Source organism: Actinopolymorpha sp. B11F2, assembly GCF_040195635.1.
Lineage (GTDB): Bacteria > Actinomycetota > Actinomycetes > Propionibacteriales > Actinopolymorphaceae > Thermasporomyces.
Genome location: NZ_JBEFTX010000001.1, coordinates 361,512 through 378,350, shown reverse-complemented (window position 1 = coordinate 378,350; position 16,839 = coordinate 361,512). Strand labels below are relative to the sequence as shown.

The 16,839-nt window shown below is 69.9% G+C and carries 19 protein-coding genes; 14 read left to right on the top strand and 5 right to left on the bottom strand.

All coding sequences use genetic code 11. The features are described from left to right. Position 1: 1 nt before the first annotated feature. The 3 genes from ABN034_RS01735 to ABN034_RS01725 all read left to right on the top strand — a co-directional run bounded on the left by ABN034_RS01735 (position 2) and on the right by ABN034_RS01725 (position 2,572). Positions 2-1,501, top strand: coding sequence for an anthranilate synthase component I (locus tag ABN034_RS01735; RefSeq protein WP_349689579.1), 1,500 nt, complete (start codon positions 2-4; stop codon positions 1,499-1,501). Then, positions 1,498-2,187, top strand: coding sequence for a Trp biosynthesis-associated membrane protein (locus ABN034_RS01730; RefSeq protein WP_349689191.1), 690 nt, complete (start codon positions 1,498-1,500; stop codon positions 2,185-2,187). Before ABN034_RS01735 ends, ABN034_RS01730 begins: the two co-directional genes overlap by 4 nt. A gap of 91 nt (positions 2,188-2,278) precedes the next feature. After that, positions 2,279-2,572: an HGxxPAAW family protein gene (locus ABN034_RS01725; protein WP_349328015.1), complete on the top strand. Its 294-nt coding sequence runs from the start codon at positions 2,279-2,281 to the stop codon at positions 2,570-2,572. 16 nt (positions 2,573-2,588) lie between these two features. On the opposite strand, the gene ABN034_RS01720 is transcribed toward ABN034_RS01725, so the two are convergent. From ABN034_RS01720 to ABN034_RS01710, 3 genes are read right to left on the bottom strand one after another with little or no spacing between them, the layout of a single operon-like run. After that, positions 2,589-3,341, bottom strand: coding sequence for a Gfo/Idh/MocA family protein (locus tag ABN034_RS01720; RefSeq protein ID WP_349689190.1), 753 nt, complete (start codon positions 3,339-3,341; stop codon positions 2,589-2,591). Between the two features lie 4 nt (positions 3,342-3,345). After that, positions 3,346-3,690 carry a Gfo/Idh/MocA family protein gene (locus ABN034_RS01715; RefSeq protein ID WP_349689189.1) on the bottom strand — a complete coding sequence of 115 codons (345 nt, stop codon included), beginning with the start codon at positions 3,688-3,690 and terminating at the stop codon, positions 3,346-3,348. A 6-nt stretch (positions 3,691-3,696) separates the two neighbouring features. Next, positions 3,697-4,287, bottom strand: coding sequence for a P-loop nucleotide/nucleoside kinase family protein (locus tag ABN034_RS01710; protein ID WP_349689188.1), 591 nt, complete (start codon positions 4,285-4,287; stop codon positions 3,697-3,699). Positions 4,288-4,377: 90 nt separating this feature from the next. On the opposite strand from ABN034_RS01710, the gene ABN034_RS01705 reads away from it, so the two are divergent. The 4 genes from ABN034_RS01705 (at position 4,378) to ABN034_RS01690 (ending at position 9,436) form a co-directional block, all read left to right on the top strand. Further along, a complete protein-coding gene (locus ABN034_RS01705; protein ID WP_349328018.1) occupies positions 4,378-4,833 on the top strand; it encodes an Lrp/AsnC family transcriptional regulator in 456 nt (151 codons plus the stop codon). Between the two features lie 193 nt (positions 4,834-5,026). Next, the gene (ddaH, locus tag ABN034_RS01700) at positions 5,027-5,917 is read left to right on the top strand and encodes a dimethylargininase (RefSeq protein ID WP_349689187.1); all 891 of its coding nucleotides are present in this window, start codon (positions 5,027-5,029) and stop codon (positions 5,915-5,917) included. After that, positions 5,914-7,152 carry an ornithine--oxo-acid transaminase gene (gene rocD, locus ABN034_RS01695; protein WP_349689186.1) on the top strand — a complete coding sequence of 413 codons (1,239 nt, stop codon included), beginning with the start codon at positions 5,914-5,916 and terminating at the stop codon, positions 7,150-7,152. Before ddaH ends, rocD begins: the two co-directional genes overlap by 4 nt. Positions 7,153-7,342: 190 nt before the next feature. Next, positions 7,343-9,436, top strand: coding sequence for a GxGYxYP domain-containing protein (locus tag ABN034_RS01690; protein ID WP_349689185.1), 2,094 nt, complete (start codon positions 7,343-7,345; stop codon positions 9,434-9,436). A gap of 45 nt (positions 9,437-9,481) precedes the next feature. Here ABN034_RS01690 and ABN034_RS01685 read toward each other — a convergent pair whose 3' ends face one another. Beyond that, a complete protein-coding gene (locus tag ABN034_RS01685) occupies positions 9,482-9,922 on the bottom strand; it encodes a DUF2752 domain-containing protein (RefSeq protein ID WP_349689184.1) in 441 nt (146 codons plus the stop codon). 170 nt (positions 9,923-10,092) lie between these two features. Further along, complete coding sequence (locus ABN034_RS01680) at positions 10,093-10,683, bottom strand: hypothetical protein (protein WP_349689183.1); 591 nt, start codon at positions 10,681-10,683, stop codon at positions 10,093-10,095. Positions 10,684-10,722: 39 nt separating this feature from the next. On the opposite strand from ABN034_RS01680, the gene ABN034_RS01675 reads away from it, so the two are divergent. The 7 genes from ABN034_RS01675 to lgt all read left to right on the top strand — a co-directional run bounded on the left by ABN034_RS01675 (position 10,723) and on the right by lgt (position 16,774). Beyond that, positions 10,723-11,166 carry an RDD family protein gene (locus ABN034_RS01675; RefSeq protein WP_349328024.1) on the top strand — a complete coding sequence of 148 codons (444 nt, stop codon included), beginning with the start codon at positions 10,723-10,725 and terminating at the stop codon, positions 11,164-11,166. Between the two features lie 252 nt (positions 11,167-11,418). Further along, on the top strand, positions 11,419-12,222 hold the full coding sequence (trpC, locus tag ABN034_RS01670; protein WP_349689182.1) for an indole-3-glycerol phosphate synthase TrpC: 804 nt from the start codon (positions 11,419-11,421) through the stop codon (positions 12,220-12,222). Positions 12,223-12,231: 9 nt separating this feature from the next. Continuing rightward, a complete protein-coding gene (gene trpB, locus ABN034_RS01665) occupies positions 12,232-13,509 on the top strand; it encodes a tryptophan synthase subunit beta (protein ID WP_349689181.1) in 1,278 nt (425 codons plus the stop codon). Between the two features lie 3 nt (positions 13,510-13,512). Then, on the top strand, positions 13,513-14,313 hold the full coding sequence (gene trpA / locus ABN034_RS01660; RefSeq protein ID WP_349689180.1) for a tryptophan synthase subunit alpha: 801 nt from the start codon (positions 13,513-13,515) through the stop codon (positions 14,311-14,313). After that, a complete protein-coding gene (locus ABN034_RS01655; protein WP_349689179.1) occupies positions 14,303-14,884 on the top strand; it encodes a MauE/DoxX family redox-associated membrane protein in 582 nt (193 codons plus the stop codon). Before trpA ends, ABN034_RS01655 begins: the two co-directional genes overlap by 11 nt. Further along, complete coding sequence (locus tag ABN034_RS01650) at positions 14,881-15,642, top strand: DsbA family protein (protein ID WP_349689178.1); 762 nt, start codon at positions 14,881-14,883, stop codon at positions 15,640-15,642. The genes ABN034_RS01655 and ABN034_RS01650 overlap by 4 nt, the downstream gene beginning before the upstream one ends. Before the next feature lie 91 nt (positions 15,643-15,733). Beyond that, positions 15,734-16,774 (top strand): prolipoprotein diacylglyceryl transferase, encoded by a 1,041-nt coding sequence (lgt, locus tag ABN034_RS01645; protein WP_349689177.1) that lies wholly within the window; start codon positions 15,734-15,736, stop codon positions 16,772-16,774. Positions 16,775-16,839 lie beyond the last annotated feature (65 nt).

Here is a 16,839-nt window from a genome sequence, read left to right as displayed (position 1 = left end):
GATGCTCGGTACGACAAGCCCCGATCTGGCGGGATTCCGCGACCTTGCCCGGAACCTGCGGGTCATCCCGGTCACGCGGAGGTTGCTCGCCGATGCGGAGACGCCGCTCGGTGTCTACGCCAAGCTCGCCCGCGACGAGCCGGGAACCTTCCTGCTCGAGTCCGCCGAACAGGGTGGGGTGTGGGGGCGCTATTCGTTCGTGGGCGTCCATTCCGCCGCCACCCTGACCGAGCGCGATGGTGCCGCGCACTGGCTCGGCACCCCACCGGTCGGCCTGCCCGAAGGCGGAGACCCGCTCGAAGCGGTCCGGGAGACGCTCACCCGTCTGCACACGCCGCACCTTCCCGACCTGCCGCCGCTCACCGGAGGTCTGGTGGGCTACATCGGCTACGACGCCGTACGCCGGCTCGAACGCCTGCCCGACCTCACCACCGACGACCTGCACCTTCCTGAGCTCTCGCTCATGCTGGCCACGGACCTCGCGGTTCTCGACCACGAGGACGGCACGCTGCTCCTGATCGCCAATGCCGTGAACTGGGACGACAGTCCCGAGCGGGTCGACGAGGCGTGGGCCGACGCGGTAGAGCGGCTCGACACGATGACCAAGGCCCTCAGCCAGCCGACGCCGTCGTTCGTCGCGGCCGCCGACCTGCAGGCCGATCCGGCGTACGAACGGCGCCGGACTCAGGCCGAGCACATGGCGGCGGTCGAGCGGGCGAAGGAGGAGATCCGCGCCGGTGAGGCGTTCCAGGTCGTGGTGTCCCAGCGCTTCGAGCGCCGGACGGCGGCGCGCGCCTTCGACATCTACCGCGTGCTGAGGTTCTCGAACCCGTCGCCCTACATGTACCTCCTGCGCTACGACGACTTCGACATCGTGGGGTCGAGCCCCGAGGCGCTCGTGACGGTGACCGGCGAGAAGGCGATGACGCATCCGATCGCGGGCACCCGACCCCGCGGCAGCACCCCCGAACACGACCACGCCCTGGAAGTCGAGCTGCTCGCGGATGCGAAGGAACGCGCCGAGCACCTCATGCTGGTCGACCTCGGCCGCAATGACCTCGGCCGCGTCTGCGCGCCCGGGACCGTCGAGGTCGTCGACTTCATGACGGTCCGCCGCTACAGCCACGTGATGCATCTGGAGTCGACGGTCGTCGGGCGCCTGGCGGAGGACAGGACGGCGTTCGACGCGTTGTGCGCCTGCTTCCCGGCGGGGACGCTGTCGGGCGCGCCGAAGCCCCGGGCGATGGAGATCATCGAGGAGCTCGAGCCGACCCGCCGGGGGCTGTACGGCGGCGTCGTCGGCTATCTCGACTTCGCGGGGGACCTCGACGCCGCCATCGCCATTCGTACCGCCCTGCTGCGCGAGGGCGTGGCCTACGTCCAGGCCGGCGGCGGCATCGTCGCCGACTCCGACCCACTCGCCGAGGACGCCGAGACCCGAAGCAAGGCGGCGGCGGCCCTGCGGGCCGTGGCGGTCGCGGAGACGTTCACGCAGCCATGACGCCCCGGCGGGAGATGACGGTCGCACTCGTCCTGGTTCTGGCGGGTGCCGCGCTGGCGTTGTTCGCGGCGGGTCGTACGTGGGTGAGTGCCGAGTGGGCTGTCCCCGACTACCCGGCCGTTCGGGTGGTGGTGGGTGGGGGAGAGGCCGCACCCCTCGTCCGCGCCGCCGGCCTGGTCGGGCTGGCCGGGCTCCTGGCGGTACTCGCCACCCGCCGCTCCGCCCGGCGGATCGTGGGCGTCGTCCTCGTCCTCACCGGTGTGGCGATGGTGGCGGCCTGCGTGGCGTTCTGGCTCCAGGACTCCGCGATCGCCGACAACGCGCTCGCGACGGCGGTGGGGGACCCGACCCTCACCGTGCACGCGTCGGCGCGGGCGACGAGCGGCTGGCCGGTGGTCGGCTGCGTGGCCGGCGTACTTGTCACCGTCGGTGGCCTTTTGACCGCACTCGGTGGTTCCCGCTGGCCCGCGATGGGCAGCCGGTACGACGCGCCGGGTGGCTCCGGGGTGGCCCGCTCCACCAGACCGGCCCGCTCCACCAGACCGGCCGGCGCCACCGAGTCGTCTCGCGCCACCAGGGCAGCGCGGGCAACCGGGTCGGCTCCGCCGGAGCGGTCCAGCCACCCAGTGGCCGATGATGCCTGGGCCGCGCTTGACCGGGGCGAGGACCCGACCACCCGCGGCTGAGGACCACCCCGCCGTGATCGCCGCCCCCTCGGCCGGCAGATCTGGGACGCGGGAGACAATGATGAAGGCAACGGGCGAAGGAGAGGTACGAATGTCGGACGCACCGGGCGGTTCGATTCACCCAGGTCACGGCAACAGTCCAGCGGCCTGGACGACCGTCACGATCATCTTCCTCGGCTCCGTGGTGGCCGGTGTGGCTGTCGTCATGGCGGAGTGGTGGCTGTTCTTCGTCGGTGCGGTCGGCGTGCCGTTGGTGGGCCTGGTCATCGGCAAGATCCTCTCGAGCGCCGGCCTGGGCACCGGTCGACCGCCGCGCTACAGCGCCGAGGACGTCGCGCATGCGGGTGCCCGGAAGTCCCAGGAGGAAGGCGCCGAGACCTCCTGACGGCCACGCTCGCCGATCAGAGTGCGACGGCGCGTCGTTCCTGCGACGAGCGCCCGATCGCCTCGATGAGGCGGTGGCGTCGAAGTGCCTGGGCGAAGTCAGGGTCGTAAGGTTCGCCGTCGCGTAACGCATGGGCGATGCGGTGGTAGGCCTGTGCCACGTTCCACGGGCTGCCCGCCGGAGTGTCGCCCGGGATCGGTGTGTAGCGCGCCGGCGGGGTGAGCTCGGTCATCGGGTCCGAGCCACGCGCGCCGACGAGCTGGTTGGGACCGATCTGGGCAGACGGGCCGGTGAGAACCAGACTCCCCTCGCTGCCGTGGATCTCGATCCGCGTGCCGGTCGGGTTCGTCGGCACGGTGGCAACCTGGACGGCGACCTCGGCGTCACCCACCAGGCGACCGGCCACGCTGATGCTGTCGGGAGCGGTGACGCGGACCTCTTCACCGGTGTCGGTGTGCCGCCAGTGCCGTATCCGGGTCGCCACCCGCGCCGACACCTCCGCGAACTCGCCGAGCAGGAAGCACAGCGCGTCGATGGTGTGGCCACCGGGGATGGTGAGCGGGTTCGCCCCGTTCGCGAGGTCGGCCTGCCAGATACGTCCCGTGCCCCGCTCGGTGATCGCCTGGGGTTTGACCGTGACGTTCGCGACCAACACCTCACCGACGTAGCCGTCCGCGATGAGGTCGCGGGCATACCTGACGTGGGAGTCGCTGCGCGCCTGGAGCCCCACCATCGTGCGCAGTGACCGCTCACGAGCGGCGTCGGTCATCTCCTTATGCCTCGGTGAGATTGGCGCCAAGTGGCCACTCGCAGAAGACCGGCTTCCCGGCGCGCAGCCCGGCCATCACCAGGTCACGGTGCCAGGGCACACGGACCACGACGGCAACGAGGTCGACGTCCGGGTGGGCGACCATCTCGTCGATGTCGTGGAACGCCAACTCGGCGCCGAACGCCTGTGCAGAGGCCCGCGCAGTGTCTTCGCGTGAGGTGCAGACGGCCTTGAGTTCGAACTCGGGAAGGGCCTGCAGCGCGGGCACGTGCGCATTGGCTCCCCAGCCGCTGCCGCCGGTCGTGACGGTGGCACCCACGATCCCGACGCGGACTGGTGTGGTTGCCATGGCTCGTCAACCTCCTGGATGTGGGCTTCGACCATTCTCCCAAGACTGGTCCGAGGACTCGCACCAGGCGGCCAGCTGGTCGACGTCGACGTCGCGGCTCGTGTCGACCCTGCGAACGGGGCCGAGCGCCAGTGGCTGCGCGTGTTCCACCATCCGCGCCCACTCCTCGCCGTGGCTCATCAGGGCGCCGTGGATCGGATGGGACGACTTCGCCCGCGCGACGTACCGCGACCAGGCAAGCTCGGGTGAGACGTCACACCACACCTCCACCGGGCAGCTGACGCCGGCGTGGGTGAGGCCCGCTTGCACGAGCGGGCGGACGTCCGCCCGCCAGGAGCTCTCCAGGACCGCTCCTGCCGGTGCGTACGCCAGCAGGGACCACATGGTCTCGCTCGCGGCACGTCCCAGGGCGGCGTTCCACTGCCGTTGTGTCCGGCCGTCCGGGGAGGCGACGCCGAGCACGTCGGCGTGCGTCTCCTTGATGACATCCTTGCTCAACAGCGGGAGGCCGAGCGCCCGCGCGAGCTTCGGGGCGAGCGTCGACTTGCCCGCGGCGGGTAGGCCATTGACCAGGACGACGAGCCGGCGCGGAGACATGACCCGCAGACTAGGGGACACCCTTGATCGACCAGGTGCGGCAGGTTCGGTTGCCATGGTCGACCGCGATCCCGCGAAGGAGCGTGACCTGTGCGGCTTGACACCCTCGACGAACGGATCGTCTCGCTCCTCCTCGACGACGGTCGGGCGAGCTTCGCCGACATCGGCGCCAAGGTGGGCCTGTCGGCGCCCGCGGTCAAGCGCCGGGTGGACCGGCTGCGCCAGTCGGGTGCGATCACCGGCTTCACGGCGAAGGTCGAACCGGAGGCGCTGGGTTGGACGACCGAGGCCTACGTCGAGCTGTACTGCCAGGGCAAGACCTCGCCGACGACGATCCGCGACGGGGTCGCGAGGTTCCCGGAGGTGGTCTCGGCCTGCACGCTCACCGGGGAGGCAGACGCGCTCGTCCACGTGCTCGCGGCCGACATCCGCCACTTCGAGGAGGTGCTGGAACGGATGAACGCCGAACCTTATGTCGTACGCACGAAGAGTGCTCTGGTCCTGACCCGGCTGTTGGACCGGCCAGGTCTCACGCCGGCCGGCTGAGTATTCTCGTCGGACACAATGGCCGCGAGCCGCTCCCACGCAATGATTCGGTGCCCGTGCCCGAAATGACGCAACGATCCGCTACTTGGAAGGACGTTGCGCGCATTGGATCGCTCCTGGTCGGCGACCTACGCTCATGACGTACGTACGCGAAGGGGCGACGATACGTACGCGTCGGGGCGAGGGGGGCGCGATGACCGAGCGTCGTGAGGTCATGCACAGGCAGAGCACGCGGGCGGCGACCCGGCGGCGGTATCTCATGTGCCGGCCGAGGTATTTCACGGTGGCGTACTCCATCAATCCGTGGATGCACCCCGACGACCCGGCCGCGTGCGTGGACGGCGAGCGCGCGCTGGCTCAGTGGGAGACGCTCCGGCAGACCTATGTCGACCTCGGCCACGAGGTGCACCTGATCGACCCGGTGCCCGGCCTTCCCGACATGGTTTTCGCCGCGAACGGCGCCGTCGTCGTCGACGGCCAGGCGTTCGGTTCGCGGTTCCGGCACGTCCAACGGCTGCCCGAGGCGGTGCACTACCTCGCCTGGTTCAAGACCCACGGCACGACGGTGGGGGTGCGCGACACCTACGTCCCCCTGTCGGTCGCCGAAGGCGAGGGTGACTTCCTCACCATGCCCGACCGGATCCTCGCCGGTACCGGTTTCCGGACCGAGCCGGGTGCCCATCGCGAGCTGGCCGAGTTCACCGGTCGCCCGGTGGTGTCCCTCGAACTGGTCGACGCCCGGCTGTACCACCTCGACACGGCACTGGCAGTGCTGGACGAGGAGACGATCGCGTACTACCCACCGGCGTTCTCGCCGGAGAGCCAGGAAACGCTGCGGGAGATGTACCCGCACGCGATCCTCGCCGACGAGGCCGACGCCATGGTCCTCGGGCTGAACGCCGTGTCCGACGGGCGCCACGTCGTCATCCCGGTCCAGGCGACCAGTTTCGCTCGCCAGGTCGCCGAGCGTGGCTTCGAACCGGTCACGGTCGACGTGTCGGAACTCCGCAAGTCCGGTGGCGGCCCGAAGTGCTGCACGCTCGAGATCCGGCCGGCACGGGAGCGCGAGGGGGAGCGGCGATGATCAGCGACGTGACCTCGCGGGCGGGCGAGGCCATCGGCCTCGCCGAGCGGTACGCCGCGCACAACTACCACCCACTTCCGGTCGTCGTGGCGGAGGCCGAGGGCGCCTGGGTGACCGACGTCGACGGTCGCCGCTACCTCGACTGCCTCGCCGGCTACTCCGCGCTGAACTTCGGCCACCGGCACCCGCTGCTCCTCGCCGCCGCGCGGGAACAGTTGGACCGGGTGACCCTGACCAGCCGGGCGTTCCACCACGACCAGTTCGGTCCGTTCTGCTCCGAGCTCGTCGCGCTCACCGCCACCGCGGGCCTGCCCGACGACGCGATGGTGCTCCCGATGAACACCGGAGCGGAGGCCGTCGAGACCGCGTTGAAACTGGCGCGCAAGTGGGGCTATGAGGTCAAGGGCGTGCCCGACGGAACGGCGAAGGTCATCGTCGCGAGCGGGAACTTCCACGGCCGCACCCTCAGCATCGTGAGCTTCTCCGACGACCCGGACGCACACGACCACTACGGTCCCTACACGCCCGGCTTCGCCACCGTGCCGTACGGAGACGCAGGTGCCCTGGCCGACGCGATCGACGACACGACGGTCGCGGTTCTTCTCGAACCGATCCAGGGCGAGGCCGGCGTCATCGTGCCACCGGACGGCTACCTGGCCGCGGTACGCCGGGTGTGTACGCAACGCGGTGTGCTGCTTCTCGCCGACGAGATCCAGTCCGGCCTCGGGCGTACCGGCACGACACTCGCCTGCGAACTGGCCGGTGTGGTGCCCGATCTCGTGATTCTCGGCAAGGCATTGGGTGGTGGGATCGTCCCGGTGTCCGCGGTGGTCGGCTCGCGTGAGGTCGTCGGCGTCGTGCGGCCGGGCCAGCACGGGAGCACCTTCGGTGGCAACCCGTTGGCGTGCGCCGTCGGCCGCGCGGTGGTCGGCCTCCTGCGGGAGGGTACGTACCAGGCCCGCGCCCGCGAGCTGGGCGCGGTGATGCACGAACGCCTGCAGGGCTTGGTGGGTTCCGGGCTCCACGCGGTGCGCGGTGTCGGCCTGTGGGCCGGCCTCGACGTCGACCCGGCCCTCGGCACCGGCCGGGACATCTGCGCGTCGCTCGCTGAGCGGCGTGTGCTCGCCAAGGACACGCACGGCTCCACCATCCGGCTCGCACCGCCCCTGACGGTCGAGCCCGCAGACCTCGACTGGGCACTGGACCAGCTGGCTGACGTCCTGCGTACCCGCTGAGCCCGACCCGTCGGATGGCCCGCCGCAACGCCCGGCGGCCTGCTGTGGCCAACGACCTTGTCGACCCCGCCACCGTCCTCCACAATCTCACTCGACCGGCGACGGGTCCCCGTCGCACCGGACGAACTTCCTTGCATTGTTGAGGATTCGCGCCTGCCCTCCTCAAGGTCGGGCATGAGAGGTGTGGCATATGCGACCCGAGATCCAGGGTGCCGGGGACGACCGTTCCAGCATTCTTCCTACGCCATCGCGCCGGTCCGTCCTCGGCGGCATCGCGGTCGGCGTGCTGGCCTCGACCGTCGGCACACAGACCGCGACCGCGGCCACTGGCGGCGGGATCAGTTGGCCGAAAGACCAGGCCCTCCCACGCTTCGCCGTGCCGACGCGGCTCGACGCCGCCGACATCACGACGCTCTCGGGCGACGAGAAGCTGTTGCTCGGCACGCTTCAGGGCATCGTCAACCGCACCTCGCCCAGGGTCTACCTCATCGGTGACGACGCGACGGGCGGCGAGGGTCGCACCACCTGGCTGGAAGCCGTGGGCGTTCCCTTCACCATCCACGACAACGCGTGGACGCTGGTGGACAAGTACCACACCACCGCGCGCGGCATCATCGTCTACGACCCCGACGTCCCCGACTCGATCAACGTCGCCACCACCCTGGCCGGGCTGGAGAACGCGGTCGTGTCGAGCCCCGCATTGGCCGACCCGCTGACCGGCGACTACGGCTTGCAAATCCTCGAGGATCTGCGGGGGCGCTTCACCAGTCGGGTCGAGGCGTACACCTGGCAGTTCGACCACCTCTGGTCGCGTACCACGCACCGCATGCTGGTCGGACTTCCGCCACAGCGCGACGTCAACCTGCCGCCCGGTGTGCCGGACGGCTACACCACCTTGGCCAAGGTCGACGCACACGAGCACGACGCCGCCAACCGGCAGGTGTACGAGTTCGACCTGACCGACCACCTCGGGACCGAGGGTGTGTGGGTGCGCTTCGACGACGCGTTCACCGGCGACGGCTGGGGACCCGCCGTCACCGAGGTCGTCCTCACAGCGGACGGGGCCGAGGTCGCGCGGTTCACGCCCGGCACCGACGCCGAGGAGCCGTACCTCTTCGACGCCAACAACTCCCAGACCAGCCTCGGCCCACCGCTGCACCGGTTCGCCGACGGCGACCGTTACTTCGTCTACCGGTTCGAGCCGCCGGCGGGTGCTCAGCAGCTCACGCTGTCGGTCGAGATGTGGAACGAGTTCACGCTGTCGGTGACGGGCGTCGAACCGGTGATCCCTGGCCAGGAAGGGTTCGCCTACCTGCGCGACTACGCGGTGGCGAACAAGGCGATGACGTTCTGGCTCGACCCGAACGTGCCGGAGGAGCGGGCCCTGTTCGAGCAGATCATGTCCGACGTCGCGCCGACGACGCCGTACCTCGGCTGGTTCGCGCAGGACATCGCGGGGGAGTTCGGCGGCACCGAACTCTGTTCCGCGCACGGTGTCTACGTGCTCGCGGCGGACTGGTTCGAGAACATGAGCGTCCACTCGGGTGCGAGGGCGCCGATCTCCGACGAGCAGAAGCCAGCGCCGAAGGTCCCGCTGGAGAACAAGATCTACGTCACGTTCACGATGTCCGAAGGTGACAACCTGCAGTACAACGAGCACCGGCTCCGGGTCCTGTGGGACAACCCCGCGCGCGGTGACGTGCCGATCAACTGGACGACCACGCCGATTCTGAAGGACGCGGCTCGGCACTTCCTCAGCTACTACCAACGCACGGCCACAGAGAACGACCTCCTCGTCGCCGGTCCGTCGGGCGCCGGCTACATCTACCCCAACCCGTGGCCGGACGAGACGTTCGCCACGTACACCAAGCAGACCCGGCGCTACATGGCCGACACCGGCATGGACATCGTGTACGTCCTGAACCGGGTCGATCACGCCGACGTCGACCTCAGCGAGGCGAAGGCCCGTGCCTACGTCGAGGACGTCGGGCCCACCGGGATGCTGCTGAACTGGGGCGGGACGAGCGAGACCTCGCTGCTCCTCGGTCGTACTCCGCTGTCGACCATCCGCGGTGTGGGCGCCGTCGACGAGGCGCAGAACACCTTGGCCGACGCCCTCGAAGGCTGGGACGGCACCTCGCCCGCGTTCGTCGCTCTCGGCGTCAATGCCTGGAGCGTCACCCCGGCGGACCTGGTGACGGTGACCGAGTCGCTGGGTCCGGAGTTCCGCGTGGTGCGAGGCGACCAGTACTTCGACCTGGTGGCGACGGCGCTCGACGCCTGAGCCGGTCAGCGCATCGCCTGGGCCGATCAGACGACGGCTGGTCTGTCAGGCGCCGAGGACGGTGAAGGGTTCCCAGGGCAGGTTGCGTACGACCATGAACACCACCGCAAGGCCGATCAGTGCGCCGGTCAACCGGCGTCGGCCCACAGGTGTGAGGCGGGGGCGCGGCAACCGCAACCGGCGGTTCCCGTGCCGCTCCAGCACCCAGCTCATCCAGACGTAGCCCGCCACCGTTGCCGCCACGAGAACCGGCGCGTTGAAGAGGAGCGCGCTCGCGAGGTCGCCGTGCAACAGTGCGGCGACCATGCGGGTCGTCCCGCAGAACGGGCAGGCCAGCCCGGTGGTGCTCCGCAGCAGGCAGGGGACGCCGAGGGTGCCGCCACTCCACGAGTAGATGCCCGCGATACCCAATCCGCCGAGCGCGGCGACCGCCATTCCCGCCAGGACGCTGGCTGGCGGAGTGGCTGGTGGATGGGAGTCCGGCACACCTCAACGGTAGCCGTCGGCAGGCGCGCGGTGCGGTCCGAGGCGTACGACCGCGGGTTGGTGTCGGCGCCTGGTAGCGCGTGGTCGCCATGGACGGCAGACTCTCTCCCTGGGACTCACCCGGGAGCTGTTCCCTGCGCGCCTGCGGGTCGCTAGCCTGCTCGGGTTCACTAGGACACTTTCGAATGGAGACGGTTGTGAGTACGCCGAACCCGCCTGCGGGCTCTGACCCCCACGAGCAGGGACAGTCGTCGGGCCGCGGCGGGCAGCAGCCCCACGGTCAGGGCGAGTACGGCCAGCCGGAATACGGCCAGACGGAGTACGGCCAGGGCGAGTACGGCCACGCTGGGCAGTCGGGTCAGCAGTACGGCCAGGGCCAGTACGGCCAACAGCAGTACGGCCAGCAACCGTATGGCCAGCCTCAGGCGGGTCAGGGTCAGTACGGTCAGCAGCCGTATGGCCAGGGTCAGGGCCAGCCAGGTCAGGGCCAGTACGCCCAAGGCCAGGGCCAGTACGGCCAGCAACCGTATGGCCAGCCTCAGCCGGGTCAGGGTCAGCCGGGTCAGGGTCAGTACGGTCAGCAACCGTATGGGCAGCCTCAGCCGGGTCAGGGTCAGCCGGGTCAGGGTCAGTACGGTCAGCAACCGTATGGGCAGCCTCAGCCGGGTCAGGGTCAGCCGGGTCAGGGTCAGTACGGTCAGCAGCCGTATGCCGGTCAGCCCTACGGTCAGCAGGCCTATGGCCAGGGGCAGTACGGCCAACCGGACCCCTACGGCCAGTACGCGCAGCAGTACGCCCAGATGGTGGGACAGCCCGGTCCGGACCAGCTCGGCACCTGGTTGCAGCGCGTCGGCGCCACTCTCCTTGACGGACTGGTCACCGGCATCCCCCTTGCCGTGAGCTATGCGCTCTACATCCCGTCGCTCGCGCAGGGAACTCCGCCGGACGGCGTGACCGGCATCATCGCCGGCCTGCTCGGACTTGTCAGCCTCGGGCTGGGGATCTGGAACGTCGTCATCCGGCAGGGGAGTACCGGCCAGACCGTCGGCAAGCAGGTCCTTGGCCTGAAGTTGCTCCGTGAGTCCGACGGTCAGCCGGTTGGTGCCGGGGTGGCGTTCGTGCGTGCCCTCGCCCACGTTCTCGACGGCATGGCCTGTTACATCGGCTATCTGTGGCCGTTGTGGGACCAGAAGCGCCAGACGTTCGCCGACAAGATCATGTCCACCCTCGTCGTCAAGGTGTGACTCCTCTCCGTACGACGATTCCTCAGGGCCCCGCGCTGTGTGCGGGGCCCTCGCTTGTGTCCCGGCTCGGGTCGACTCGAGCCGGGCTCGGGGCAGGCTCGAGGTGGGCTTGGAGCACGCTCGGGGGAGCCATCCGGTGTCGGCCCGGCGACTGGGCGTCGTTAGTCTGAACCTCGTCCTCAGGGACTGCACGGGCCGCGGGGAATCGGGTCCGTTCGAGCCCTGGTAGCCGCGCAGGAAGGACCTGACCGCGTGAGCGTCCTCGACGACATCCTCGACGGCGTGCGTGCCGATCTAGCCGAGCGCCAGGCGAGAGTCTCGATCGAGGATCTCAAGGCTCGGACCGCGCACCTGCCGTATGCGATCGACCCGATGCCGGTGTTGCGCGGCGACCGAGTGGCGATCATCGCCGAGGTCAAGCGCTCGAGCCCGAGCAAGGGTGCGCTGGCCGCGATCGCCGATCCGGCCGCATTGGCGGTGGACTACCAGGCCGGCGGCGCGGCGGCGATCAGCGTGCTCACCGAGAACCGCAGGTTCGGCGGCACGATCGATGACCTGCGGGCGGTCCGGTCCGCTGTCGAGGTCCCCCTGCTGCGCAAGGATTTCGTTCTCACCAGTTATCAGTTGTGGGAGGCCAGGGCCTACGGCGCCGACCTGGTGCTGCTGATCGTCGCGGCACTGGACCAGAACGCACTGGTCTCGCTCATCGAACGTGCCGAGTCGATCGGCCTCACTCCGTTCGTCGAGTGTCACACCGAGGAGGAGGTCGTCCGCGCGGCCGACGCGGGCGCGAAGGTCATCGGTGTCAACGCCCGTGACCTGAAGACGCTCGAGGTCGACCGGACCGCGTTCGCCCGGCTCTCGCCCAAGATCCCCGACAACATCGTAAAGATCGCCGAGTCGGGCGTTCGTGGACCCCATGACGTGATCGAGTACGCACGAGCCGGCGCTCACGCGGTGCTGGTCGGCGAGAGCCTCGTCACCGGCAAGGACCCGCGCTCGGCGGTCGCGGATCTCGTCGCGGCCGGTGCGCATCCCGCCCTTCACCACGACTGAGTGGCGCCCATGACCGATCTTGTGACGAGCTTCCCCGCCGGAACACCGGCCGGACCCGACGCGACCGGGCACTGGGGCCGGTTCGGCGGCCGGTTCGTTCCCGAAGCCTTGATCGCGGCGCTGAACGAACTGGACGCGGCACGGGCTGAGGCGCTCGCGGACCCGGCGTTCGCCGGAGAGCTCAACCGGATGCTTCGTGAGTACGCCGGCGTGCCAAGCCTCCTCTATGACGCGACCCGCCTTTCCGAGGTCGCCGGTGCCCGGATCCTGCTCAAGCGGGAGGACCTCAACCACACAGGCGCCCACAAGATCCGCAACGTGCTCGGGCAGGCCCTGCTCACCAAGCGGATGGGCAAGCGCCGCGTCATCGCCGAGACAGGCGCGGGCCAGCACGGCGTCGCCGCCGCGACCGCCGCCGCCTACCTCGACCTGGAGTGCGTGGTCTACATGGGCGAGGAGGACACCCGTCGGCAGGCGCTCAACGTCGCCCGGATGCGGATGCTCGGCGCCGAGGTGGTTCCCGTCCGTTCCGGCAGCCGCACCCTCAAGGATGCGATGAACGAAGCGCTCCGCGACTGGGTGGCGACCGTCGACCACACGCACTACCTGATCGGCTCGGTGGCCGGGCCGCACCCGTTCCCGGCGATGGTGCGTGACTTCTGCCGCGGGATCGGCGACGAGGCGCGCGCCCAGTCGCTCGAGCTTCTCGGCCGGCTGCCGGACGCGGCCTGTGCCTGCGTCGGTGGTGGCTCCAACGCGATGGGGCTGTTCGCTGCGTTCGTTCCCGACGAGGACGTCCGGCTGTACGGCTTCGAGGCCGGTGGCGATGCCAGCGAAGCAGCAATCCGACATGGCGACACGGGCCGGCACGCGGCGTCGATCAGCGGTGGGCGGATCGGCGTCCTCCATGGGTCCCGGTCCTACGTCCTGCAGGATGACGACGGCCAGACGATCGAGAGTCACTCCATCTCGGCCGGGCTCGACTATCCCGGTGTCGGCCCCGAGCACAGCTGGCTGCATGACACCGGTCGCGCGACCTACGCGCCCGTATCCGACGCGGAGGCGATGGAGGCGTTCCGGCTGCTCACCCGGACCGAGGGGATCATCCCGGCGATCGAGTCGGCGCATGCCGTGGCCGGGGCGCTCAGGGTCGCGAAGGAACACGGACCCGACGCGGTCCTCCTCGTCGGACTGTCCGGGCGCGGCGACAAGGACATGGACACCGCCGCGCGGTGGTTCGGGTTGCTCGACGAGAAGCCCGGCTCGGACGCGCAGGAAGAGGAATAGGACATGAGCGTCACACCCCTCTTCGACAAGGCGCGGGGGGAGAACCGCGGCGTACTCGTCGGCTGCCTCCCAGCCGGCTTCCCGACCTACGACGACGCGATCGCGGTCATGAAGGCCATGGTTGACGGCGGGGTCGACGTGATCGAGGTCGAGTTGCCCTACTCCGACCCGACGATGGACGGACCGGTGATCCAGGCGGCGTCGGAGCAGGCGCTGCGTGGCGGGATCCGTACGACCGATGTGCTGCGGACCATCGAGGCGGTCGCCGGAACCGGCGTCTGCGTCATCCTCATGACCTACTGGAACCCGATCGAGCAGTACGGCCTCGACCGGTTCGCCCGCGACTTCGCCGCGGCGGGCGGGTCGGCCCTGGTCACACCGGACCTGATCCCGGAGGAGGCCGGCGAGTGGATCGCGGCGTCCGACGCGGCCGGCCTCGACCGCGTGTTCCTCGTCGCGCCGTCCTCGACCGACGAGCGGCTCCGGATCACGGCCGACGCCTGCCGCGGCTTCGTCTACGCGACGTCGGTGATGGGAGTCACCGGAGCCCGGGCGCAGACCTCGCGGATCGCGCCGGACCTTGTGACCCGTACCCGCGCAGTGACCACGCTGCCGGTCGGCGTCGGGCTCGGCGTCTCCAACGGTGACCAGGCCGCCGAGGTCGCGTCGTACGCCGACGCGGTGATCGTCGGTTCGGCGTTCGTTCGCCGGGTCCTCACCGCCTCGGATGGGAACGCCGGCCGGACGGGAGTCGAGGAGCTCGCCCGGGACCTGGCCGCTGGAGTCCGGCGTCGTGGGCACTGACACGGCAGACCCCACCGCCGCCACATCAGCTCCCGGAAGGCACCGCTGGCGCGCCGGCGCGCCCTGGGTCTCGTTGGCTGCGCGGCTGGTCCTTGGCGGTGTTCTGCTCGTCGCCGGAATCCTCAAACTCGGCGTCGCCCCCACCGAACAGGTCCGGGCCGTGCGGGCGTACCAACTTCTGCCGTACGGCGTCGACGCGGCCGTCGGCTACACCCTGCCGTTCGTGGAGATCGTTCTCGCGGCGGCGCTCATCCTGGGTATGGGGACCCGGGTGACCGCCGTCTTCTCCGGGGTGCTCATGCTGGTGTTCGTGGCCGGTATCGCCTCGGTCTGGGCGCGTGGGCTGTCGATCGACTGTGGCTGCTTCGGCGACGGCGGACCGGTGGACCCCGCCCAGACGAAGTACCTCGAGGAGATCCTGCGAGATCTCGGACTCACCCTCTGTGCGGCGTGGCTGGCGGTCTTCGGCGCCGGTCGGTTCGCGCTCGACACCAGACGGACGCTCGGCACCAGTCAGACGTTCGATACCGGACAGCCGCTCGACACCAGTCAGACGGGGGAACTGACATGACCAAGAAGTCGGCCCGCGACGCGCTCAGGGCCGAGCGAGAACGGCAGGCGGCGCAGGAGCGGCGGCGCGAGAACTTCGCCCGGGTCGGCATCGCCCTCGTGGTCGTGCTCGCCATCGTCGCGATCGCGGGCGTCGTCCAGTGGCAGCGATCGCGGATCGACGCCGACGCGGCCGCCCCGGCCGGCGTCGTCGAGGGTTATTCCAAGTCGAGCGGAGCTGGCACCGGAGCCGCCGGCCTGGGCAACGGCGTGGGCCTGGGTGAGGCCGATGCGCCGGTCGTCGTCGAGATGTTCGAGGACTTCTCCTGTCCGCACTGCCAGGAGTTCGAGGCCGGCGCCGAGAAGATGATCAGCCAGCAGGTCGAGAGCGGCAAGGTCCGGGTCGTCTACTACCCCGTGACGCTCGACAACTTCGGTCGCCCGACGGAGCTGTCGGCGAACGCCTTCGCCTGTGCGGCCGACGAGGGCAGGGCGAAGGAGATGCACAACGCGCTGTACATCAACTTCCGGCAGGACTGGACGACCGACCAGCTGGTAGCCCTGGGCCGGTCCGTGGGACTTGACTCCGGGTCCTTCCGCTCGTGCGTACGCGAGGAGAAGTTCGCGGAGTGGGTCCAGTCGATCGACCAGACTGCGACAGATCGGGGCGTTTCCGGAACGCCCACCGTCTTCGTCGACGGCAAGCCGCTCGATCCCGAGGACACGAGCCCGACCGCGCTGAGACTCGCCATCACCGATGCGCTCGCGGGCAAGCCGTGACCGGGTAGTGTCCGTCCGGTAAGCGCGGCCCCACCGGCGCGAGGCCGCCCGCAGGCCGCGCATCCCGAGGAGCACAGGAGTACACCCGCCCATGCTGATCCAGGCATTGATTCCCAGTCCGTCCCAGGGAGTCTGGCACCTTGGTCCGGTGCCGATCCGGGCGTACGCCCTGTGCATCATCGCTGGCGTCATCGTCGCCGTCTGGCTGGGCAACCGCAGATGGGTCGCCCGCGGCGGCCGCCCCGGTACGGTCGCCGACATCGCCGTCTGGGCGGTGCCGTTCGGCCTGGTGGGTGCACGGATCTACCACGTCGCCACCGACTACCAGCTCTACTTCGGGGCCGGGCGTGATCCGCTCCGTGCGTTCGCCGTCTGGGAGGGCGGCCTCGGCATCTGGGGTGGCATCGCGTTCGGTGCCCTCGGCGCCTGGATCGGCTGTCGGCGGCGTGGGATCCCGCTTCCGGCCATGGCCGACGCTCTGGCGCCGGGCATCATCCTCGCCCAGGCGATCGGCCGATGGGGCAACTGGTTCAACCAGGAGCTCTTCGGCGCTCCGACGTCGATGCCGTGGGGCCTTCAGATCGACCCGGCGCACCGCCCGCCCGGCTACGAGCAGTACGAATCCTTCCAACCCACCTTCCTGTACGAAAGTGTCTGGAATGTCGGGGTCGCCGGTCTGGTGATCTGGGCAGACCGTCGGTTCAAGCTGGGCCACGGCCGGGCGTTCGCGCTCTATGTGGCGGGCTACACGCTGGGACGGGGCTGGATCGAGTACCTCCGGATCGACCCCGTCAACCAGGTCGCCGGCCTGCGGCTCAACGTGTGGACGTCGGTGGCGGTGTTCCTGGCGGCGGTGCTCTACATCGCCATCTCCGCCCGACTCCGGCCGGGCCGCGAGACGGTCACCGAGCTGGGCGACGACAGAGCCGCGGTGGCTACGGACGGTAGCGCCCACACCGAGCCGCGGGTCGGCGCGCCCGGCAGTCACGCCCACGGGGACGGCGACGAGGCTGAGCAGCACGAGCTCGGCGACCAGCGGGGCGTTCCGGTCGAACTCGGTTTCGAGGTCCGCGGCCCGGAGTCCGCGGGACGAACGTCACAGGGCGGGTCCCGGCCCAAGGATGCACAATGATGTTCGGGACGATGCACAATGTCAGGTAGGTAGCTCGACGCCGAGCCGCTTCGACCCGTTTCCGC